At 62.9% G+C, this 20,924-nt stretch carries 24 protein-coding genes and 1 tRNA gene; 11 read left to right on the top strand and 14 right to left on the bottom strand.

Translation table 11 applies throughout. The features are described from left to right. Window positions 1–76: 76 nt before the first annotated feature. The 4 genes from K5R33_RS05665 to K5R33_RS05650 are packed head-to-tail and all read right to left on the bottom strand — an operon-like array spanning window position 77 to window position 2,005. Window positions 77–541, bottom strand: coding sequence for a periplasmic heavy metal sensor (locus K5R33_RS05665; RefSeq protein WP_220748041.1), 465 nt, complete (start codon window positions 539–541; stop codon window positions 77–79). A 16-nt stretch (window positions 542–557) separates the two neighbouring features. Beyond that, window positions 558–887 (bottom strand): hypothetical protein, encoded by a 330-nt coding sequence (locus K5R33_RS05660; protein ID WP_220748040.1) that lies wholly within the window; start codon window positions 885–887, stop codon window positions 558–560. Between the two features lie 17 nt (window positions 888–904). Further along, on the bottom strand, window positions 905–1,468 hold the full coding sequence (locus tag K5R33_RS05655; protein ID WP_220748039.1) for a sigma-70 family RNA polymerase sigma factor: 564 nt from the start codon (window positions 1,466–1,468) through the stop codon (window positions 905–907). A 45-nt stretch (window positions 1,469–1,513) separates the two neighbouring features. Further along, entirely contained in the window at window positions 1,514–2,005 is a 492-nt protein-coding gene (locus tag K5R33_RS05650; protein ID WP_220748038.1) for an EF-hand domain-containing protein, read from the bottom strand. Between the two features lie 211 nt (window positions 2,006–2,216). On the opposite strand from K5R33_RS05650, the gene K5R33_RS05645 reads away from it, so the two are divergent. Both K5R33_RS05645 and K5R33_RS05640 read left to right on the top strand, forming a co-directional pair. Beyond that, complete coding sequence (locus K5R33_RS05645) at window positions 2,217–2,624, top strand: DUF983 domain-containing protein (RefSeq protein WP_220748037.1); 408 nt, start codon at window positions 2,217–2,219, stop codon at window positions 2,622–2,624. Continuing rightward, window positions 2,621–3,280 (top strand): NUDIX domain-containing protein, encoded by a 660-nt coding sequence (locus K5R33_RS05640; RefSeq protein ID WP_255576156.1) that lies wholly within the window; start codon window positions 2,621–2,623, stop codon window positions 3,278–3,280. The genes K5R33_RS05645 and K5R33_RS05640 overlap by 4 nt, the downstream gene beginning before the upstream one ends. A 6-nt stretch (window positions 3,281–3,286) precedes the next feature. Here the strand turns inward: K5R33_RS05640 and K5R33_RS05635 are convergent, their stop codons facing one another. After that, window positions 3,287–4,186, bottom strand: a complete 900-nt coding sequence (locus K5R33_RS05635; protein ID WP_220748035.1) for a DMT family transporter — start codon at window positions 4,184–4,186, stop codon at window positions 3,287–3,289. A 261-nt stretch (window positions 4,187–4,447) separates the two neighbouring features. Here K5R33_RS05635 and K5R33_RS05630 point away from each other — a divergent pair, with 261 nt between their 5' ends. Together K5R33_RS05630 and K5R33_RS05625 are read left to right on the top strand one after the other, a co-directional pair. Then, a complete protein-coding gene (locus tag K5R33_RS05630; protein ID WP_220748034.1) occupies window positions 4,448–4,894 on the top strand; it encodes a hypothetical protein in 447 nt (148 codons plus the stop codon). A 95-nt stretch (window positions 4,895–4,989) separates the two neighbouring features. After that, entirely contained in the window at window positions 4,990–7,278 is a 2,289-nt protein-coding gene (locus K5R33_RS05625; protein WP_220748033.1) for an NADP-dependent malic enzyme, read from the top strand. 57 nt (window positions 7,279–7,335) lie between these two features. Here the strand turns inward: K5R33_RS05625 and K5R33_RS05620 are convergent, their stop codons facing one another. Both K5R33_RS05620 and K5R33_RS05615 read right to left on the bottom strand, forming a co-directional pair. Further along, window positions 7,336–7,551, bottom strand: a complete 216-nt coding sequence (locus tag K5R33_RS05620; protein WP_220748032.1) for a hypervirulence associated TUDOR domain-containing protein — start codon at window positions 7,549–7,551, stop codon at window positions 7,336–7,338. A gap of 60 nt (window positions 7,552–7,611) precedes the next feature. Then, window positions 7,612–8,607 (bottom strand): ester cyclase, encoded by a 996-nt coding sequence (locus tag K5R33_RS05615; protein ID WP_220748031.1) that lies wholly within the window; start codon window positions 8,605–8,607, stop codon window positions 7,612–7,614. A gap of 85 nt (window positions 8,608–8,692) precedes the next feature. Between K5R33_RS05615 and K5R33_RS05610 the strand changes: the two genes are divergently transcribed. After that, window positions 8,693–9,742 carry an ABC transporter ATP-binding protein gene (locus K5R33_RS05610; RefSeq protein ID WP_220748030.1) on the top strand — a complete coding sequence of 350 codons (1,050 nt, stop codon included), beginning with the start codon at window positions 8,693–8,695 and terminating at the stop codon, window positions 9,740–9,742. Window positions 9,743–9,779: 37 nt separating this feature from the next. Here K5R33_RS05610 and K5R33_RS05605 read toward each other — a convergent pair whose 3' ends face one another. Then, window positions 9,780–10,265: a fasciclin domain-containing protein gene (locus K5R33_RS05605; RefSeq protein WP_220748029.1), complete on the bottom strand. Its 486-nt coding sequence runs from the start codon at window positions 10,263–10,265 to the stop codon at window positions 9,780–9,782. Window positions 10,266–10,494: 229 nt separating this feature from the next. Here K5R33_RS05605 and K5R33_RS05600 point away from each other — a divergent pair, with 229 nt between their 5' ends. Then, on the top strand, window positions 10,495–11,019 hold the full coding sequence (locus K5R33_RS05600; protein WP_220748028.1) for an ester cyclase: 525 nt from the start codon (window positions 10,495–10,497) through the stop codon (window positions 11,017–11,019). Between the two features lie 186 nt (window positions 11,020–11,205). Continuing rightward, window positions 11,206–12,411 carry an aminotransferase-like domain-containing protein gene (locus tag K5R33_RS05595; protein WP_255576155.1) on the top strand — a complete coding sequence of 402 codons (1,206 nt, stop codon included), beginning with the start codon at window positions 11,206–11,208 and terminating at the stop codon, window positions 12,409–12,411. On the opposite strand, the gene K5R33_RS05590 is transcribed toward K5R33_RS05595, so the two are convergent. Then, a complete protein-coding gene (locus K5R33_RS05590; RefSeq protein ID WP_220748027.1) occupies window positions 12,391–12,606 on the bottom strand; it encodes a hypothetical protein in 216 nt (71 codons plus the stop codon). The genes K5R33_RS05595 and K5R33_RS05590 overlap by 21 nt on opposite strands. A 78-nt stretch (window positions 12,607–12,684) precedes the next feature. On the opposite strand from K5R33_RS05590, the gene K5R33_RS05585 reads away from it, so the two are divergent. Continuing rightward, window positions 12,685–12,960: a DUF2312 domain-containing protein gene (locus tag K5R33_RS05585; RefSeq protein WP_220748026.1), complete on the top strand. Its 276-nt coding sequence runs from the start codon at window positions 12,685–12,687 to the stop codon at window positions 12,958–12,960. 41 nt (window positions 12,961–13,001) lie between these two features. Here K5R33_RS05585 and K5R33_RS05580 read toward each other — a convergent pair whose 3' ends face one another. Beyond that, the gene (locus tag K5R33_RS05580) at window positions 13,002–13,868 is read right to left on the bottom strand and encodes a hypothetical protein (RefSeq protein WP_220748025.1); all 867 of its coding nucleotides are present in this window, start codon (window positions 13,866–13,868) and stop codon (window positions 13,002–13,004) included. Window positions 13,869–14,043: 175 nt separating this feature from the next. On the opposite strand from K5R33_RS05580, the gene K5R33_RS05575 reads away from it, so the two are divergent. Both K5R33_RS05575 and K5R33_RS19155 read left to right on the top strand, forming a co-directional pair. Then, window positions 14,044–14,116, top strand: a tRNA-Thr gene (locus K5R33_RS05575). Window positions 14,117–14,440: 324 nt separating this feature from the next. After that, window positions 14,441–16,879 (top strand): calcium-binding protein, encoded by a 2,439-nt coding sequence (locus K5R33_RS19155; protein WP_220748024.1) that lies wholly within the window; start codon window positions 14,441–14,443, stop codon window positions 16,877–16,879. 71 nt (window positions 16,880–16,950) lie between these two features. Here the strand turns inward: K5R33_RS19155 and K5R33_RS05565 are convergent, their stop codons facing one another. Next, window positions 16,951–18,144, bottom strand: a complete 1,194-nt coding sequence (locus K5R33_RS05565; RefSeq protein ID WP_373314136.1) for an alpha-D-ribose 1-methylphosphonate 5-triphosphate diphosphatase — start codon at window positions 18,142–18,144, stop codon at window positions 16,951–16,953. Between K5R33_RS05565 and K5R33_RS05560 the strand changes: the two genes are divergently transcribed. Beyond that, on the top strand, window positions 18,143–18,814 hold the full coding sequence (locus K5R33_RS05560; protein ID WP_220748023.1) for a DUF1045 domain-containing protein: 672 nt from the start codon (window positions 18,143–18,145) through the stop codon (window positions 18,812–18,814). The two genes, K5R33_RS05565 and K5R33_RS05560, sit on opposite strands and share 2 nt — an antisense overlap. On the opposite strand, the gene phnN is transcribed toward K5R33_RS05560, so the two are convergent. From phnN to phnK, 3 genes are read right to left on the bottom strand one after another with little or no spacing between them, the layout of a single operon-like run. Next, complete coding sequence (phnN, locus tag K5R33_RS05555; protein ID WP_220748022.1) at window positions 18,796–19,341, bottom strand: phosphonate metabolism protein/1,5-bisphosphokinase (PRPP-forming) PhnN; 546 nt, start codon at window positions 19,339–19,341, stop codon at window positions 18,796–18,798. The two genes, K5R33_RS05560 and phnN, sit on opposite strands and share 19 nt — an antisense overlap. Continuing rightward, a complete protein-coding gene (gene phnL / locus K5R33_RS05550; RefSeq protein ID WP_220748021.1) occupies window positions 19,338–20,021 on the bottom strand; it encodes a phosphonate C-P lyase system protein PhnL in 684 nt (227 codons plus the stop codon). The genes phnN and phnL overlap by 4 nt, the downstream gene beginning before the upstream one ends. 3 nt (window positions 20,022–20,024) lie before the next feature. Beyond that, complete coding sequence (gene phnK, locus K5R33_RS05545) at window positions 20,025–20,834, bottom strand: phosphonate C-P lyase system protein PhnK (protein ID WP_220748507.1); 810 nt, start codon at window positions 20,832–20,834, stop codon at window positions 20,025–20,027. Window positions 20,835–20,924: the final 90 nt, after the last annotated feature.

Below are 20,924 nucleotides of genomic sequence, written 5' to 3'. Positions count from 1 at the left end.
CCTTGGCTGCTGACGGGCGATGTTTCCAGGTGGCTCAAAGGGGCCGTCAATCATCTCCGCGAGACATGGATCGATTCTACGGTCGGCCTCTGCGTCCAATGGCGTCGCGCAGGGCATCGGCCAGGGCGGCACGTTCCGCTGGTGTCAGGTCCCCGATAATTGTCGCCAGCGCGACGGACCCGCGCGCGGTCAGGTCTGCTTGTGTCTCCCGCAGGCGCGCAAAGGCGGCGCTCAACTCCTCGGGATCGAAGGGGTCGGCTTCCAGGGCCGTGACAACCGCCTCCCGACTGAGACGCAGGCGCGTGCGGCCTTCTCTCAAGATTGGATCGTTTCGCAAACGCGTCCGTAACGCGTCCCGTCGCGGTTCATCCAAGGCGCGCGCAAAGGCCTGAATTTCCGGCGGACCACCGCGGCCGAACCCACCGCCCCGGCGGTCCTTGGGCGAGGACACGATTAGGGCGCCCACAATCGCCGCGATGACAACCGCGTTCAACGCCAGCGACAGGCCAAGCCCGATTTTCACACCGCGAGACATTTTCATGGCCAATCCTTGTGGTTCATAGCCACCCCTCCCAGGTGCTGCCGTACACATCATCAAACAGGTCTTCGGCACCTGACACCTGCTGGTCGACCGTAACCCCTGGCACCGTTCCGAGAACCCAATCCGGTTGTGCCACGCCCAGCCACAGCCCACAGGCCGCGGCCATCGGCACACCAAGGGCACCGCCCCAGCCAGCCGGGCCGACCCGCCGTGTGAGGCGACGGTACCAAGGCGTCGGCATCGGGCGCGGCGCGTCGGCCAAAAGGCGCGACCGCAGGTCTTGGCCCAGCGGTTCCGCGTCTTCGGCCAATTGGGCAAGCAAGGCGTCGATCTCTCGGTCGTCCATTGGGCGCATCCCCTTTGTCATATGTCCTGGCCCTCGGTCAGTGTGGCGGTCAGTTGACGTTTGCCCCGTGCGATCAGGCTTTCGACCGCCTCCACGCCCGTGCCCATCATCGCCGCGATATCCGGGTTGGAGTACCCTTCGATATGGCGCAGGACTACCGCTTGCCGCTGTCGTGGGGGCAGGCTGTCTAGGGCGCGGACCAGGGCAGCGCGGCGGTCGCCCTCGATCAAACGTGCTTCGATCCCGGGCGTTCCGTCGGGCACTTCGGTCGCATCGTCCATGGGGGCCGCGCGCTTGGCCCGTCGTTTGCGGTCAATGGCGAGGTTGGAGGCTACGCGTCCCATCCATGTGGACAGGCGCGCGGTCCCATTGGCATCCCATTCGTCCGCCTTTCGCCAGAGCCTTAGGAAGGTTTCTTGCACGATGTCCTCCGCCTCAGCCCGGTCGCCACCCGTCAAGCGCAGGCAAAAGGCCAACAGGCGCGGGCCTAGGCGATCCACCAGGGTGGCGGCAGCGGCGGCATCGCCAGCCGCCGCGCGGGACAGCAGGGCGCCCTCGTCTTGTGGTGTGTCACCCGTCACGGGGTCCCCGCTGGTTGGTATCGGCCTCGGCTCAAACACGCAGGCTTAGCGGCGCGCGCCCCGCGTTGGCATGGCGTCCCATTCGGCTTTGCTCAGGCTGCCATTGTTGTCCGCATCGGCCCGTTCAAACAACCTGTCCGGTCCGCCGCGACCGCCCCTGCGACCGCCACGGTCCTTGCGATGGGCCTCAAGCTCCTCTCGGCTGATTTCGCCGTCTGTATTGGTGTCCAAACGCGCCAACATGCGGTCTGCGCGGCTTTCGGCCCGGGCGGCGAGTTCGGCCCGGCTCAGCGCGCCGTTCCCGTCCGTGTCGATCTGAGCAAAACGCTCTGCGCCGCGTGTCCGCATGTGGATCCGGACTTCGTCTGGTGTGACCGCGCCGTCACCATTGGCGTCGATCTGTTCAAAGGTCGGGCGCGCGCTCTCGGGACCGCCACGGGCCTCAACCACCGTGGACAGGGACAGCACGGCCCCCGCACCAATCAAGCCAAGCAAAAGCGTCTGTCGCACCGATACGGGTATGGATGTTTTGGTCATCGTGATCTCCAAGGTCTGACGGGCCGCTTCCGTGCGAGCCGTTCCCCAGTTGCACGTCCGGTCGTCGGCAATCCGTCGCGGACTGCGAAAAAAACGTCATTGGCTGGATTTCGCTTGCCGCGCCAACCTGTCATCTGGCGGTGAAGAAACGGTCGGAATAGGCGTCGAAACTGTAACGACCTATAGACACCCCATTTCATAGGAGCTTGATATGGATCAGGTCGCCGAGATCGACGCCCCCGCCCATGCCTTAGATGAGCGGCAACTTAAAACATCTATGCTCCGGGGGTGGCGCCGGCGCTGCCCGAGTTGCGGATCCGGCCCGATGATGCAAGGATATCTGAAGGTTCGGACGTCTTGCCCGGTCTGCGGGGAGGAGCTGCACCACCATCGCGCCGATGACGGTCCCCCCTATCTGACCTTGCTGATCGTGGGGCATATCATTGGTCCCGCAATGCTCTGGTTTTTTGTGAAGTATGAGCCGGATCCTTACAGCTTCATGGCGATTTTCATGGTGGCAGCGACGGCGATGTCCCTGTGGTTTTTGCCGCGCCTCAAGGGACTGATCGTCGGGATCCAATGGGCCACGCGTATGCACGGCTTTGGACGGGACGAGTGAACGAAACCCCGAAGGACAAGACAGCCCTGCGCGACGCCGCATCGATCATTTTGCTGCGCGACGGGTCCGCAGGCCCCTGCGTTTTGATGGGACAGCGGGGCGCAGAGGCGGCTTTTATGCCCAACAAGTTCGTCTTTCCGGGCGGCGCGGTGGACCAAAGCGATGGCGATGTGTCGTTCGCGCGGCCCCTGCGCCCGGACGTGGGCCAAGCCCTGGCTGGTCAGAGCACGCGCACGCCCGAGGCTCTGGCTGCGGCCGCGCTCCGTGAGCTCGCGGAGGAGACGGGCCAGGTGATCGGAATCCCCTCTGAGGGGGCCGCCCCGTGGCCTGGCTTCGCGGGCTACGGTCCCGACGGCGATCCCTTAACCTTTGTCTTCCGGGCGATCACGCCGCCCGGACGCCCGAGGCGGTTCGACGCCCGGTTCTTTCTGGCACCGGCGAGCGCCGTGGTGACGGAATTGGACGATTTCTCTGCCGCCGAAGATGAACTCAGCCACCTTCAATGGGTCCCACTGGCAGAAGCGCGGGCCCTAGACATGCCCTTTATCACAGAGGTGGTGCTCGCCGAGGTTGCCGCCATTGCCGAAGGGCGTGACGTCCCGGGCGTGCCGTTCTTCGACAATTCCGGGGACACATCCGTCTTCCGGCGGCTCTAGCGCGGTCTAAGCCTCCAACAGGATTAGCCCAACCACGCTGAGGCCAACGAGGGTGATGCCCGTCAGTTCTCGCCGCGTCTGCCGTTCTTGCAAGAGCAGTCCGGAGATCAGCATGGACAGGAGCAGTTCGATTTGCCCGACGGCGTTCACCAGTGAGGCTGTCTGCAACGTGTAGGCCGTGAACCACCCCAGTGATCCAAGCAAAGACGTCACACCCACAAGGGACGTACTGCGCCATCTTTGAAAGACCGCGATCAGCCCCGCGCGATCCCGCCAAGCCAACCATGCGGCCAGCAGCACCGTCTGAAACAGGGTGACACAGCAGAGCGTCATGGCCGCGCGCACCAGTGGCAGATCCGTTTCGACCAGCAGCGACGCGCCCCGATAGCTGACGGCAGACACGGAAAACAGGGCACCGGCCGCAAGCCCCAAGAGAGACGCCACGTTGAACGGGTTGCCCCGCAAACCGCCCCCCTCGGGCAGCGACAGCAGGAGAACGCCCGCAAAGCCCACGGCCATGGCCCCAAGGGCCAGCCAGGTGACCGTTTCGCCCAACATCAAAAACCCGGTCACCACCGTCAACAGGACTGCCGTCTTGGAAAACGCGATGCCGACAGCGAAGTTGCGGCGCGCAAAAAGCGCTACCACGCAGACCGTCGCCAAGATCTGTGCCGTGCCCCCAACGATGGCGTAGCCCGCGAAGCCGTCACCGAGCGAGGGCAGTGCGGTGTCCCCGGTGAACGCCCAAGCGGCGAGGCCGACGGCGATGGGGACGGGCGCGTAGACAAACCGCGCAAAGGTTGCGGCTACGGGGCTCAACCCTCCGGTGGATAGCCGCTTTTGCAGGTAGAACCGGATGGCTTGGGCAGAGGCGGCGAAGAGCGTGGCGAAGATCCAAAGGGCCATCTGATCCCAGTGACACGCCCGTGCCGCGCTGACCAGTCCGTGTCGGTGGATTGGCCCCGTTCGCAGATCAGTCCAGCAGGTTCGTGAGGACTGTCTTCATCCGCTCAACCAAATGTGGCAAAACTGCCTTAATTTCGCCGCAAACCAGTGCGAATTGTGACGCAATTCTGCCGAGGTTCTGCCCGAATGCCCAACGTCCCGCGCTCGTTTCCATTGGATCGTCCGCTGTCTGTCCTGCGATACCTCCCGAAACTGAGGCCGATGCGCCATGTTTTTGAGACGTCTTCCCGGGTGGAGACGATCAGCATGGCCATGGGGCTATCCGCATTGACGCTGGCCCTTGGGGTCACCGTTGCTCAGGCGACGCTTTCGCCCGTCTTTATGACTGCCGATGCGCTGCGCCGGGCCGTCGTGGCCGCCGACTTTGATGGGTCGCTCTGCCCAGATGGCTGGGCGGCGGACCATGCGCAGGTGCTCGGCCTGTCGGAGGCGGAAGTCAGCGCCTGGTATCTGCGTGACAGCTTTACCCTGTCGGATCGAGAGGTGATCGCGGGCGTAGGGTTCTTCCTGTCCAACGCCTCAGACTTTCGGAACGTGGAAGGCACTGCGTTGACGCGCAACCAGATCCTGTTGTGCATCGCCGAAGGCCGCCGCCTGACACAGCCGCTGTCCGACCTGCTGCCACCCCACTTGCGGAGCGGCATCTAAGATCTCAGCCATGGCGCCTTAAGTGCGGTGTCGTGTCTGGTATCGGGTATTCGTTTAAGGTTAAACAATCCCCGTCAGAGCTTGCGGAGGATGCCATGGCCGACCGGTCCGACGACCCTAAGAATGCGGCGCGTCAGGCTGCGCTTGACTATCACCGATATCCCCAGCCCGGTAAGCTGGAGATCCGTGCCACAAAGCCCTTGGCGAACGGAAGGGACTTGGCGCGGGCCTATAGCCCCGGCGTGGCCGATGCCTATACGGTGATCCGGGATGATCCGACCGTTGCCGCTGACTACACAGCGCGGGGAAACCTCGTTGCCGTGGTATCGAACGGAACGGCGGTTTTGGGCCTTGGCAACATCGGGGCCTTGGCGTCCAAACCCGTGATGGAGGGTAAGGCCGTCCTCTTTAAGAAGTTCGCCAATATCGACTGCTTCGACATCGAATTGGACGAAACCGATCCCGAACGCCTGGCCGACATCGTCTGTGCCCTGGAGCCCACGTTCGGCGCCATCAACCTCGAAGATATCAAGGCGCCCGATTGTTTTGTGGTGGAGCGCCTGTGCCGCGAACGGATGAACATCCCGGTCTTCCATGACGACCAGCACGGCACCGCCATCGTCGTTGGGGCGGCCGCGCTGAACGCCTTGCGGTTGACGGGGCGAGATTGGGCCGACGTCAAGGTCGTCTCGACGGGTGGGGGCGCCGCTGGGATCGCCTGCCTCAACATGCTGGTGACCTTGGGGATCAAGCGCGAGAACGTGTTCCTCTGCGACCTTCACGGTCTGGTCCATGAGGGGCGAGAGGCCGACATGACCCCGCAGAAGGCCGCCTTCGCACAGCCAGGCGGTCCGCGGGGGCTGGGTCAGGTCATCGACGGTGCCGACCTGTTTCTTGGGCTGTCTGGACCGAACGTTCTGACACCGGAGATGGTGGCGAGAATGGCGGGGAAGCCCATCATTTTTGCGCTGGCCAATCCCAACCCAGAAATTGACTACGCACTGGCCCGGTCCACGGCCCCCGACGCGATCATTGCCACGGGCCGCAGCGATCATCCCAATCAGGTGAACAACGTCCTGTGCTTTCCGTTCATCTTTCGCGGGGCCTTGGACGTGGGCGCGACGGAAATCAACGAAGCGATGAAGGTCGGATGTGTCGAAGGCATCGCCGCCCTGGCCCGCGCCACAACCTCTGCCGAGGCCGCCGCAGCCTACCAGGAAGAGCAGCTCACTTTTGGGCCGGATTACCTGATCCCAAAGCCGTTTGATCCGCGTCTGATGGGGGTTGTGGCGACCGCCGTGGCCAAGGCCGCCATGGAGTCCGGCGTGGCCCGTCGCCCGATCCCTGATCTGGAGGTCTACAAGGCCAATCTCGACGCCTCTGTCTTTAAGTCGTCGATGATTATGCGACCGGTCTTCGCCGCCGCAGCACAGGCAGAGCGGCGCATTGTCTTTGCGGAAGGGGAGGATGAACGGGTCTTACGCGCGGCCCAGGCCATGATGGAGGAGACCACGGATCTGCCCATCCTGATCGGTCGGCCCGACGTGATCGCAACCCGTGCGGCGCGGGCGGGCCTGACATTGGAGCCGGGGCGAAGCGTCGAGATCGTGAACCCGGAAAACGACCCGCGCTACCGCGACTATTGGGAGACGTACCACGGTCTCATGGCGAGGCGCGGCATGGCGCCCGACCTGGCCCGCGCGGTCATGCGGACCAATTCCACGGCCATTGGGGCCGTGATGGTGCAGCGCGGCGAGGCGGACTCGCTGATTTGCGGGACCTTTGGTCAGTTTCTCTGGCACCTCAACTACATCACCCAGGTCCTAGGCCAGGACGGGCTGCACCCGGTTGGCGCGCTCAGCCTGATTATCCTCGAAGATGGTCCGCTGTTTGTCGCCGACACCCATGTCCACGCCCAGCCAACGCCCGATCAAGTCGCGGAAACGGTCATCGCTTGCGCCCGACATGTGCGCCGGTTTGGGATCGAACCGAAGATCGCGCTCTGTTCGGCGTCGCAGTTCGGGAACCTCGAGTCTGCGTCGGGTCAAACCATGCGGGCGGCGCTGGCGAAGTTGGACGCCATGGACCTGGATTTCCAATATGAAGGCGAGATGAATGTGGATGCCGCCTTGGACGCGGATCTCCGCGCGCGCTTTTTGCCGTGTTCGCGCATGGACGGGGCTGCGAATGTCCTCGTCTTCGCGTCTACCGATGCAGCAGGCGCCACGCGCAACATCCTTAAGGCGCGGGCAGGCGGGTTAGAGGTGGGGCCCTTGCTCATGGGAATGGGGAACAAGGCCCATATCGTCACGCCCTCGATCACGGCGCGCGGCTTGCTGAACATCTCGGCTTTGGCGGGAACGCCGGTCGCCCATTACGGCTAGCGGTGCCCTGTCGGGGCCAATTTGGCGCCCGGCCGGCTGACCTGCTGGATCGTCCCGTTACGCCTTCTCGACCTCTGAGGCGAGTTTCAACACGCCGTCGCCATCGTCTTGTTCGATGTACAGCGCGGGGTCGTCCTCGGACCCATCGCGTGTGACCTCGCTGCCTTGCAGCTTCCGGGTGATCTTTTGGGTATAGGTCTTTTCAACCTTACCTTCCCCGGTGCCGTTGCCCCAGTCCCACTTCACTTTGTCGCCGACGCTATAGCTGGCCATTGGGAGTCTCCTGTCAGATGAACTGTTAGGAGAACCGGACAGATGCTCAGGGGTTCCCGATCATAGGGTTCGGCGCGGGGTGCCCGTCAGGTGGGCGAGACGGGCGAATACGTCCACGCCCATCTGTGACAACAGCCCAATCGTGTCGTTTGGCAGCCAGTTCTCCGCGATCCGCATGGCGTCGTTGAAGCGGTAGAAATCCATCACCCGGAAGATCATGCTGCGCCCGGTGGCTGGCACGCCAAAGTAATCTGCGCCGGAATGGGTGATGGCCACGTCGCCTCCGGTCACGGCAAACGGACCATCCGACAGGCGAATGAAATGACCAGCGCCCAAGGCGCCTGGGAACGCCCGGCGATAGGGGATCTGGTGATGGGCGCGGAAGCCATCGACCCCACGGCACGCGCCAATGTTGCCACCCGCCCAATACATGAAGTCCGGGTCCCAATGGGACATGTCGATGGAGGCGATGTCCTTGCCGTCAAAGGTGTTTAACCCGCCGTGCATGACCAGCACACGATCCAGCGCGCCCAGTTCTGGGCTGGCGCGCAGGCGGACGCCTTGGCCGCCCTTCGGTGCGGGCCACAAGCCAGGCGTGCCGAGGGGCTGCGCCATGGGCCAGCACCCCGTCTGCTGCATCAGTCCAGCAATGTCCCACAGCATCCAAGAGGCTTGGATGCGCCCGTCGACAATGTGGTGTGCCTCTCCGTAGGCCAGTTGCACCACGCCACCGGTCGGGGGGATGCCGCAGAACGGTGCGCGGAAGGTGCCCACATAACTGCCGCAGCAGGCGACCATGCGGTCGGGGCGGCTCTCGGTCCAGCGGGTGTCCGGGAGATTGGGACCGGCCAGAAAGATATCGTCCCGACGCTCTATATCCGGCAAAGCCGCGTGCAGCGCGCGCCAGACGTCAGCGACTCCGGACCCGCTGCGGCGGCCGAATGGCGCTGCCACATCTGCCCAAGCCTTGGGCGAAAGGGCGTCTAAATCACCGTTGGTCAGTCGTTCCAGCGTCGACAGGGCGTCTTGACGCTCCTGATCCGTGTATCCGGTCATCTTTGCCTGCTTGCATAGGTATGCATAACGCTTGCCGCAGACGGCTTGGGCTGTCTAGGGTGAAGAAACGAACAGAGGGGTCCCCATGGCGGACATTCAGCTAAAGCAGGTGACCAAGCGCTGGGGCGATTTCGTCGGGGTGCAGGAGTTCGACCTGAACATCGCAGATCGGGAATTTCTCGTCCTGCTGGGGCCATCGGGCTGCGGCAAGACGACGACCATGCGGATGATCGCGGGGCTAGAGGATCCGACCTCGGGCGATATCGTGATTGGCGGCACGCGGGTCAACGATCTGGATCCGAAAGACCGCGATGTGGCCATGGTCTTCCAGAGCTACGGTCTCTACCCGAACATGAACGTGTGGGAAAACATTCGCTTTCCCCTCAAGGTTCGTGGCGTCCCCGAAGAAGAGCACGAGGAGCGGGTCCGCCGTGCCTCCGCCATGGTCGAATTGGACGATTTCCTGCACCGCAAGCCTGCGGCCCTGTCTGGTGGACAGCGTCAGAGGGTTGCCTTGGCCCGCGCCATCGTACGGACGCCTAAGGTGTTCCTCATGGACGAGCCGCTGTCCAACCTGGACGCCAAGCTGCGGGTCAGCACGCGCGCCCAGATCAAAAACCTGTCGCACGAACTGCAAGTGACCACGATCTACGTGACCCATGACCAGATCGAAGCCATGACGCTCGCGGATCGGGTGGTCGTCATGAAGAAAGGCATTGTGCAACAGGTTGGGACACCCACGGAAATCTATGATCGCCCCGCCAACACCTTCGTCGCGGGGTTCATCGGAAGCCCGGCCATGAACCTGATGGAAGGGGAAGTGATCGACGGCACGTTCGAGGCCGATGGCGTGTCTATCCCAGGGTTCAGCGGTGTGAAGGGGCCGGTGACCTGCGGCTTCCGCGCCGAGGACGCCACCGTCGCGCCTGAAGGCAGCGGAGAGGTGCGCGCGCCGGTCTATTCCATGGAACTGCTTGGGGATTCGACCATGGTGACCGTTCGGGCAGGCGGGGCCTTGGTCGCTGTAAAGGCCGCAAAGGATTTCCGGACCGAGATAAAGGCGCCATTCGCGGCATCCGTGCCGGCCTCGATCTGCCACCTGTTCGATACGTCCAGTGGTGACCGGATCGCCTGAGGGTGCGGAGGGGACCGAAGGCCCCCTCCGACGGGTCTTAGCTGGCGTCGGGCAGCAGAACCGAGTCGATCACGTGGATCACGCCGTTGGAGGCTTCGATGTCTGCGGTCACGACGTTTGCGCCGTTGACGGTCACGCCGCCCTCGGTGCCAATCGTCAGGGTCATGTCATTGGCGGTGGCCGCTTCCATGCCGTCGGTCAGGTCACCGGACATCACTGCGCCTGGCACGACGTGGTAGCTCAGGATCTGAACCAGTTGGTCCTGGTTGGCCGGCTCCAGCAGGCTCTCGACGGTGCCCTCGGGCAGGGCGGCGAAGGCCTCATCGGTCGGGGCAAAGACGGTCAGCGGGCCATCGCCCTTCAGCGTCTCGACCAGACCACCGGCTTCGGCGGCGGCCAGCAGGGTGCTGAAGCTGCCTGCTGCGGCGGCGGTGTCGACGATGTCCTTGCCGTAGGAGCCCGCGAAGGCGGGGAAGGCGAAGGTAGCCGTGGCGGCGACAGCGACGAAGGTTCTGCGTAGCATAGAAAGTCTCCTCTCTGGGTCATCCGGCTCATTGGCCGATGCGAGGCAGATAGGGGCGGGTTGGGCGATAAACAGACGCGGATTTTCGCCGTCGCGACAGGCTGCCGCGTTGATCCAATCATTGCTGGCGCTAAGCCACGCAGCTCGCAGAAGTCCAATGGAATTAATGTGTTGAGCAAAGGGGCGCGCACCGCTACCGCGCCCGGACCGTGACAGGAAAGGATAGAATATGAAAGGCTCTCGCCCCGAACAGGCCGTGTTGACGCGTGATACGGACATGTCTCAGACCGAGGCCACGCGCGCCGTCATCGAAGGCATGGTGGACGGCCTCAACGACCACCGCATTGCCGATATCGGAGAGTTCTTCTCCGAAGGGTTTGGCTGGTACGGCAACACTGGATGCGGCCGGAAGGATGGGCTGCGCGCGTTCCAAGAGAATTGGCAGAAGCCCTTCCAAGCGGCCTTCGGTGACAAGACCTGCGTGGATGAGGCGCGGCTCTATATGGGGGAATGGGCGGCGGCCTTCGGGCGCCAAGAGGCCACGCACCACGGCCCCTTCATGGGGATTCCAGCCACCGGAAAGCGAGTGGAAATCCGGTACATGGATTTCTGGAAGGTCGTGGACGGCAAGATCGTCGACAATTGGGTCATGGTCGACTTTCCCCATGTGCTGGCCCAGCTTGGTGTGGATGTCTTCAACGGTGAAGGATGGGAAGCCTTTGATCGTGGCGAGAAGGTCCCGCCCGCACCTTGAGTGGGCGCCCGGGTGGGCAGCGACCGGAGAAGGCATGGCTGAGTGCCCTTGGGGATGCGGCGCCGGACAGTGATCAACCGAGGCGATCGATCACGTCTAAGGTGTTTTCGATCACAACACGGGCGTCTCGTGAAATATTAGGTCCGTATTATTGACCTATAATGGGTCAATGATACGGACCTATTTATGACTCAGGACACCCGCTTCATGCCCCGTATCGCGCGCCGGATGGCCGGCGCCCAAGCCTCCGAGATTCGCGAGCTGCTCAAGCTTGCAGAGGCGCCGGGCGTCATCAGTTTTGGCGGCGGGATCCCGGACCCCGCGCTTTTTCCAGTACAAGAGATGTCGCAGGCCCTAACCGATGTGTTGGCCGATCCGGTTACCGGCCCTCAAGCGTTGCAGTATTCCGTCAGCGAAGGGGACCCAGCCTTGCGGGCCTGGATTGCCGCCTATCTGACGGACTCAGGCGCACCTTGCACGGCTGACAACATCTTGGTGACCACGGGCGCGCAACAGGCGCTCGACTTCCTCGGACGCCTGTTAATCGACCGTGGGGACACCGTCCTGACCCAATGGCCCACCTATCTCGGAGCGCTCCAGGCGTTTGCGCCCAATGGACCACGCTACGGCGATCTGGGTGGAGCGAACTGGATGGCACAGGGGGCAGGGGCAGACCCGACAGCCTTTGCTTACGTCGTGCCAGATTTTGCCAATCCGACGGGCGCAACAATGGACGCCGTTGCGCGGGAACGCCTGTTGGACCTGGCCCACGCCCGCGACCTTCCGGTGATCGAAGACAGCCCCTACGCCGCGCTGCGCTTCGAAGGGCAACCGGAACGGAGCCTGCTCGCCCGTGATATTGACCGTGTGGGCCGCATCGACGCCAGCCGTGTGATCCAGCTTGGCTCATTCTCCAAGATCCTGTCGCCCGGTCTGCGAGTCGGTTGGGTCGCGGCGTCGCAGGAGATCATTGGTCGGCTCGTACTGATGAAGCAGGCCGCCGACCTGAACGCGTCTCGGCTGACGCAGATGGCGGTGCTGCGCGTGGCGGAACGGGGCATGACTGCGCGGATTGATCGGGCCTGCCAAAGCTATCGCCAGAAGCGGGATGCCATGATGGATGCGCTGTCGCGCCATATGCCAGAAGGGGTCACATGGAACCGGCCCGACGGTGGTATGTTTCTTTGGCTGACGCTGCCGACCTGGGCCGATGCCGCCGCGATCTTGCCACGGGCGATCGAGGCGGGTGTGGCCTACGTCCCGGGCGCAGCCTTCTATCCAGACCGCAGCACGGCGAATTGCCTTCGGCTTAGCTATTCCTTGCCCTCGCCGGAGGCCATTGAGACGGGCATCGCCCGACTGGGCGCGGTGTTAGCCCAGGAAAAGCCCTAGTACGACGGCCATGAGGCCGATGGTCGACACGCCCAGGGCTGCGAGGTTCAGAGGCACGAGTTTGCGCAGTCGCGCCTCCATCGCCTCGCCGGTCAGGCCAGCGCGCTTGGCGCCCGCCGCCACAACGATGCAATAGACCAAGCCGCCGAGCCCCGTCAGCGTCAGCAGAACGCCAGCCCCCACCAATATCGTCATTCCGTCCCATCCGTCCGTTGCGCCAATCGCCCCTGGGCGCTACCCAAGTCGTTCAAGCGAGGCAAGAGGAGCAGGATCATGGCAGAGTTGAAAGTCGTCGAAGACGGGCCGGCCGACACCTATAAGGTGACCGCTGACGAGCTGCGGCAGTTCATCGAACGGGTTGAACGGCTGGAGCAGGAAAAGAAGGACATCGCCGAGCAGGTCAAAGAGGTCATGGCCGAGGCCAAGGGGCGCGGCTACGACACCAAAATCATGCGCAAGATCATCGCGTTGCGCAAACGCGAGGCGGACGACATCGCCGAAGAAGAGGCGATCCTCGACATGTACAAAGAAGCGCTCGGCATGTCCTAAGGCGCCGTCGGGCGGGGGGTGCCCCGCCCAGCCCCCAGGGGTCACGGCACGAGGAAGGTCACGTCCCCACGGGCGCGAATGATCGCCAGGTCCTGTTCATAAAGCGAGGTCAACATCGCGATCAGGTCCTGGGACCATCCCGGCAGTGCAATTTCTTCGTCCACCTTCGTCTCGTCGACGTATTTACCCAGGAAAGCGGTCACGACCTTGCGCCACATCGACAACGTGGGCGTCGGATTGTCCCGTAGATAGGTCTGCAGGCGTTTGAACCCGGCCTCGGTCATGATTTCCTTCAGGATCATCTCATCCCCGCTGTGTTCCAGGTCGATCCCGCTGATGGCGCGCAGGATGTCAGGCCAGATCAGGGGCAGGTCTTCGTTGCACCAGACCACCAAGGGCACCTCGGGGCAGGCGCCCCGGATCCGCTCGATCACGTCAGACCACCGCATCTGCGCCACGTCTTGCCCCGAAATGAACGGGGTGAAATCGTCGACCGACGAAGCCTCGAAGAGGGCCGGAATGAAGGTGGCTGGATTGCGTATGCCCAGGAAGAAGCGGCTCTCATGGCCGGGAAACAGATCGCGCAATGCCGCTGCCTTGGGCCCGGCGTCGTCGTACATGGTGTCGCCAGCCAGAACCCGCGCATAGGCGCCCAGAAACCCCTCATGGCTGAGGATCAAGCGCGCCGCTTCCGCACCATCGGTGATTTCACCGGCCAGATCCTTGGGCGCGCCCGGAAGCAGCGTTTTCTGGTTCGCTTGGAGGGCTTTGCGGAGCGCGGGGCGTGATTTGCCCGGCGGGGGGATCAACACGCCTTGCTCCCGCAAAAACTTGGTGTCCCCTTGCAGGGCGCCCAGGATGCGATCCTCGTCCGTGCAATGGGCGCCCAGATGAATAGCGATCTCCAATGGCCTGCCCTCGGTCTTTCTTGTCGTTGGGAAAACGATAGCCCTGGGTGCTGGCACAGGCAAACCCGAAAGCGGCGGGCCATAAGACGACCGGTCGCGCAACACTGGATGTGCCGTGCGGCGCATTTTGTCGTTGTCTTTCGCCGCCAAGGCTGGCAGCAGGCGTAGGCGGTCCGCCGGTATAGCTCAGCTGGTAGAGCACGTGATTTGTAATCTCGGGGTCGGGGGTTCGAGTCCCTCTGCCGGCACCGCGTTTCCCTGACAGTATCGTCCTTTTGCCGCTGCTGCCTTCATGTGTGGCGAACGGATTGGGTGTTCCAGGTCGTCTCATATGTCTGCCCGGCGGCGCATTTGTGGTGCCACAAGCGGGGGGCAGCTGCGACAATCTGTAGGGTGCATGTGTTTTGACATGGTGGGGTATATCCCGTGTGGTCTTTAATAATTGAACCTAAAAGACTTTAGGAAATTAGGTCCGGATCGGAACTGATATTTCCAAGTCCTTCGCTCCAGCGCCCTCTTGTTTTCGACCGGTACAATTTTAGGTGCCTTAGAGTGGTTATTGGAGTGCTGCGATGTCGACATCTCTCTTCTATGGCTTTCAGTTTCAGCGGCCTGCTCTTATTGGAGAGCTATCCTTTGGCCGAATTGTAGGCGTTCAAAATACGAATGGAACGTTTACGGTTGTCTATGAAACCACACGGGGTCCCACGAATATCGGATCGGGTGTCGCGCAAGACACGAGCGGAACGTCCTTGGCTGTTGCGATCTTGGACGCTTTCGGACAGCCCATACTCGTCAATGGCCTCGCAAATACGACGGAGCAATTCGGAAATCAGTGGGATCCATCGCTGATCGCAACGGCTGATGGCGGTGCGGCCTTGGCCTATGTGTCGCGCGATGCGACCGGTGACCTGGGCGTCATCGTCGAAAAGCGAGACGCCTCCGGGGTATTGGTCTTCAACTCAGTGCGGATTGATGGCGTTACAAACGAAAGTTCGCCAGATCTTTCGGAGTTCAATAACGGTAACCTGTTGGTCACCTATAAGATCGAGAATGCGTTCGGTCAGACAGAGCTCTACTCTCGATTTGTGTTCCCGAATGGCAGCCAGTCGAGCCGGATTATCGTTGACAATCACATCGACAGCGCGTCCGAGATTTCCACAGATACGCTCCTCAATGGGCGGATTGCCGTCGGGTATGTTGACGCGGGTGGCACCACTGGCCGGGTCACACTCATTAACGACAACGGGTTTGGGGCGGGTTCTTTCGTATTCGCGAACGGGCTGACGCCGATTACGGATGTTTCCGTGGCGGCCCTCTCAGACGGTGGCTATGTCGTTGCTTGGATTGAACAGCATGCGACGGGTCCGCAGGCGTTCTTCGGTCGTTATGATGCGTTCGGGAATGTCGCTCAGGGCCGCGTTGCCCTCAGCTCATCTGGTCATCTTCCCATCGACGTCGAAGTCATCGGAAAGGACGCCGGCGGGTTTTCCGTTCAGGTCACCGAGCTAGACCCGACGGATGGGGACCTTTCCTATCTGGTGACAGATTTTGACGCAGCGGGGCGCTTCTTTTCGGGTATGGGCGGGGGAATCCTGTCCAATTTTCCGCCCAGTCTTTTGTTGACGAACGACGACCGAGTGATTTCTCTCTTCAACCGTGACTCCGGTAGTGATGCGGAGTTCATCGGGGTGGTCAGTTCAAATCGCGAGGTCGTCTTCGGGACGAATGGATCTGACGTCCTGTTCGCGGACGAGTTCGGAACGAGTCGTCCCCTGCCTATCTTTGCCGATGGTGGAAATGACACGCTGTATACTCTGGGTGTGCGGGCCAGTGTCTTTGACGGTGGGACTGGCATCGACACCATCGACTATTCCTTTGCCAATGAATCCGTTCGATTGCTGTCCTCTGGCGCCATCCATTTGGATAACTTCTTCCAAACCGTGGACCAGTTGATCGGCAACGGGTTTACACCAACTGTAGAGAGGATCGTCGGAGATACCGTCGATGATTACGGAGGCGCTATTCGGGACAACACCGTCGATGGTGAGAATTCCGCGGCGTCGCGGTTTGATGTAAACCTCACCACCGGTGATTTGAACGTAACGCTCCTGGCGGCGCCGACGCAGCCGACGATTAGCTTTGAGATCGTGAACTTTAACGTGGTCCTTGGGACGGCGAATGACGATGTTATTCGAGGGTCGCTTGGCGCTGATACGCTCAGCGGGGATTATGGCAACGATAGGCTCGAAGGGGGCAGCGGAAATGACCTGCTCCTTGGGGGCGGTCTGGCCGACACGCTGCACGGCAACCTTGGCAACGATACGCTCGATGGTGGGACCAACTTCGACACCGTTCTCTACACCGGCGTTTCGGCAGGGGTCACGGTCAACCTGGAGAATGGGTTCGCAATCGGAGGCGCCGGGACAGACGTCATCACCAACGTCGAACACGTGTTTGGGTCGGGTGCGGCAGACGAGATCTTCGGCACGCGCGCCCATGGCAACCGGCTGGAAGGGTCGTTGGGCAATGACTCGGTCTATGGCCTTGAAGGGAAAGACACGCTGCTCGGCGGTGATGGAAACGACAAGCTCTATGGCGGGGCGGATGGCGATGTCCTGATTGGGGGGGCGAACAACGACACGCTCGACGGAGGGCTTGGTCGTGATCTTCTCACGGGCGGCGCCGGGGCCGATACGTTTGTCTTGCTCGAAGCCAGCCACACGGGGGTCGGACGGTTCCGGCGTGATGAAATCCGCGACTTCAATCGTGCTGAAGGTGACGTCATCGACATCTCGACCGTGGACGCGAATGTGTACCTGTCGGGAAATCAGACGTTTAGCTATGCTGGAACGTCATTCGGAGGGGTTGGCGGGCAGATGATCCTCAACGACTATGTCTTCAGCGGTCAGGATGTGACCATCGCGTCCTTCGACGTGCATGGTGATGGCGTCGCGGATGGTCAGATCTATGTTGTCGGCGGAGCCAACATTAGCGATTTCATCCTCTAGGGCGCTTACCCCGCTTTAGGCGGTAGACGTCATGCGGATCCGTTAGAAAGGCCGTGGCATGACGTCTGGGATTAGGCGACCTTAGCCCCTCGGCTCCAGACACCGCGTAGCAGGGGCGTGTCGCCGATCTGGCGCACGCGCAGCACGTCACCGCGCAGACCGGTCGATAAGGCGCCCCTGTCCGTCAGGCCCGCTGCCTTTGAGGGGGCGCTGGTCACCGTCGCGATGGCGCGGGGTAAGTCCGACCAGAGATCCGCCAGGCGGAAGGCCGACAACAGCAGGGCCGAGGGCACGTAATCAGACGAGACGATGTCCAGCAGGTCCGCCCGCGCCAGGTCTTCGGCGGCCACATTGCCGGAATGGGACCCGCCTCGGATCAGGTTCGGCGCCCCCATCATCACAGCGATCCCGTGGTCGCGGCAGGCCTGGGCGGCCTCGACGGTCGTCGGAAATTCAGCAAAGCCCACGCCGTTGCGATGCGACGTCGCCACATGCTCGGCCGTGGTATCATCGTGGCTTGCCAACACAGCCCCCAAACGTCCCGCCTCGGCGACAGCGCCGACCTCATGCTTGGCGCCATAGCGTTTTTGGAGGTCCAGAAGGTTGGCGACGTGTTCGGCAAAATCCGCGTCGCTCATCCCCCGCTTTTTCGACACATAGGTCTTAAGCGCGGTCAGGTCGCGAAATTGTCTTTGGCCGGGCGTGTGGTCCATCAGGCTGACGATCCCCACGCGATCATCGGGGCCGAAGGTGGCCAATTCGTCTAGCAGTGTTTCCGAGCAGATTTCTGCGCGTAGGTGCAGGAAGTGGCTGATCTTGAACATGCCAGCGGCGCGCGCGGCGAGCATTTCATCCGCCAGCTTGCGCCCATAATCGATGTAGCGGCCCTTGCCACTGTGGATGGAGCCGACGCGCATCGCGTCGAACACGGTCGTGATCCCGGTGGAGGCCAGTTCCGCGTCATGGGCGATCAGGGCGGGCAGGTGGGGCCAATCCACATCCGGTCTTGGCTCGATGTGGCGCTCGACGTTGTCCGTATGAAGCTCCACCAGGCCCGGCAAAACGTAGTCCCCGCCGCAATCGACGGCGCCATCGGGTCCGTCCGGGCCTTCGGTCAATTCCGTGATGACACCGGCTTCGATGGTCAGGCTGCCCGTCATCACACGGTCAGGCAGAACCAGTTGAGCATTGGTGAGGCAGAGATTGTCTGACATGTCATTGTCACAGGCGGCTGCCAAAGACGCGGCGGAAAAAGGGGAATTCATGTCATACGCTCGCTTTGCTGTCTATTTCGTGCCGCCCGATGGGCCTCTGGCGGAGTTCGGCGCCGCTTGGTTGGGGTGGGACGTTGTGCGGGGCCAAACGATCACCCAGCCAGACATCCCGGGTTTGAGCGATATCACAGCGACACCGCGAAAATATGGTCTGCATGGGACGTTGAAGCCACCTTTCCGCCTCGCCGAAGGGTGCGACCCAGCCGCGTTGGAACAAGCGGTCGCCGACCTGGCCCGGGGCCTGGCGCCGGCCACCTGCGATGGGCTTGCGTTGACCACCCTCGGGTCGTTCCTTGCCCTGACGCCCCATGGGGATGGCGCCGGTCTGGCCCGGGTCGCCGCGGCCTGCGTCACGGGGCTGGACGACTTTCGCGCCGCGCCGGACGAGGCCGAGCTGGCCCGCCGCCGCAGCGCGGGATTGAGCGATCGGCAAGAGGCGCTGTTGACCGCCTGGGGCTATCCCTACGTCTTGGAGGAATTCCGCTTTCACTTGACCCTGTCCGGGCGCTTGCCCGAGGCCGACCTGGCGCGATGGGCGCAGACGTTGCGCGGCCATATGCCCGAACTGCCGGAGCCCTTCCCCATAGATCAGATCGCGCTCTGCGGGGAACGGCCGGATGGTCGGTTCGAATTGATCCATCGCTACGCCCTCGCCGGTTGAAGCAGCGCCACGGCCCGCGCGACCGTTTCGTCCAACGGGCCATCATTGGACAGGTGCACCACATCCAACCCCAGCGGCAATGGAGTATTGGCCTGGGCCAAGCGCTTGGCGATATCGCTCGCCGTCTCGCGCCCCCGTGCGCTGAGCCTTTGCGCCAGCGTCTCGGGCGAGGCGGTGATGTTCAGCACCATGAACCTAGGAAACGTGCGCGCGCCTTGCCCTAGCGCCCTGCGCGAGAAGTTGATCAAGCAGTCCGTCCCTGCGGTGAGATGATCATGGACCGAGCGTGGGATACCATAGTGCAGGCCATGGGCCGCCCAATGCACGGCGAACGCGCCGTCGTTTGCCCGCGCCAGAAAGGTATCCGTCGGGACAGCGTCGTATGCCTCGCCGCCCAGGCCGCTGGCGCGCGTGATCACACGCCGAACAAGATGCAAGTCGGGGAGGGCGCGCGCCACCCCTGCCATCACGCTGTCCTTGCCCACGCCTGACGGGCCGACCACGGCGATGACGCGCGCCCCCGTCATGCGGCGAGGCCGGTGGTGAAACGGCTCACGTCGATTTCCCGGTCGCAGACCCGATTGCGCGCGGCCTCGTCATGGAAAATGCCGATGATCGCGGCGCCCCGGGCCTTGGCGGCTTCGATCAAGCCCAGGACGACCTCTCGGTTGGCGGCGTCCAGGCTGGCCGTTGGCTCATCCAGCAGAATCGCCGGATAGGGATGGGCAAACCCCCGCGCGATGTTCACCCGCTGCTGCTCGCCCCCGGAAAAGGTCGTGGGGGACAGGGGCCAGAGGCGCTCCGGGATGTTCAGGGTGTGCAAAAGCTCTTGCGCCCGCGCGCCCGCATCGGCGCCGGAGACCCCAACGGCGCGCAGGGGCTCGGCCACGACGTCCAGGGTCGACACCCGGGGCACGACGCGGAGGAATTGGCTGACATAGCCCAGAACATCGCGACGCAGGGCGATGATTTCACGGGGCTCGGCCTTGGTGAGGTCGAGATCCCCGATCCAAAGCTCTCCGGCTTGGCTGAGGTAATTGCCGTAGATCATGCGCATCAGCGTTGATTTTCCCGCGCCCGATGCGCCTGTCAGCGCCACGCATTCCCCCGGTGCGACCGACAGGGACACATCGGTCAGAACATCGATGACGGCGCTGCCTTGGTTGTGCAGGGTGAAGGTCTTGGAGACTTTCCGAAGCTCGATCATGGTCTATACCTGCAAAACGGAGCTGACGAGAAGTTGGCTATAGGCATGTTGCGGGTCGTCCAGCACCTGATCCGTCAGGCCCGCCTCGACCACGCGGCCCGATTTCATCACCATCAGGCGATCGGCCAGCAGGCGCACCACCGCCAGATCGTGGGTGACGATAATCGCCGACAGGCCCATGTCGCGAACCAAGCCCCGGACCAAGTCCAAGAGACGCGCCTGGACGGAGACGTCCAACCCGCCCGTGGGCTCATCCATGAAGACCAGACGTGGACCCGTCACCAGATTGCGCGCGATTTGCAGCCGTTGCTGCATCCCCCCGGAGAAGGTCGTGGGCCGGTCGTCGATGCGGGCCGGGTCGATTTCGACACGGTCCAACCAGTCGGTGGCCTGGGCGCGGATATCGCCGTAATGGCGGGCGCCCACGGCCATCAGACGTTCCCCCACATTTCCGCCCGCGCTGACACCCATCCGCAGCCCGTCCCTGGCATGTTGGTGGACGAAGGCCCAGTCGGTGCGTCCCAGCATACGCCGCTCCGGCTCGGACATGGTGACCGTATCGCGGGGACCGTCGGCGCGGGTCTCAAAGATGACCTGCCCAGTATCTGGCGCGATGTGACCAGCCATGCAGTTGAGGAGGGTTGATTTCCCGGATCCGCTTTCGCCGACAATGCCCATCACCTCTCCGGGGTAGAGGTCGAAGGAGATGTCGGTGCATCCGATATGGCTGCCGTACCGCTTGCTTAGCTCACGGACCGACAGAAGCGGCGTCGCCTGCGCTGGATTGGTGGCCGTGCTGGTGATCTGGTCCATGGCGGTCATTGGATCCCTCCGGCGAGCGGGGCGGCGTTGGGCGTCGGGGTGGAGCGCGCCTTCAGCGGGTAATGGCTTCGTGGCGCCTTT

This window comes from Jannaschia pagri (assembly GCF_019655435.1).
GTDB classification, from domain to species: Bacteria; Pseudomonadota; Alphaproteobacteria; order Rhodobacterales; family Rhodobacteraceae; genus Jannaschia; species Jannaschia pagri.
The sequence above is the reverse complement of the archived record's forward strand: the minus strand, read 5'-3'. Positions and strand labels throughout refer to the sequence as shown.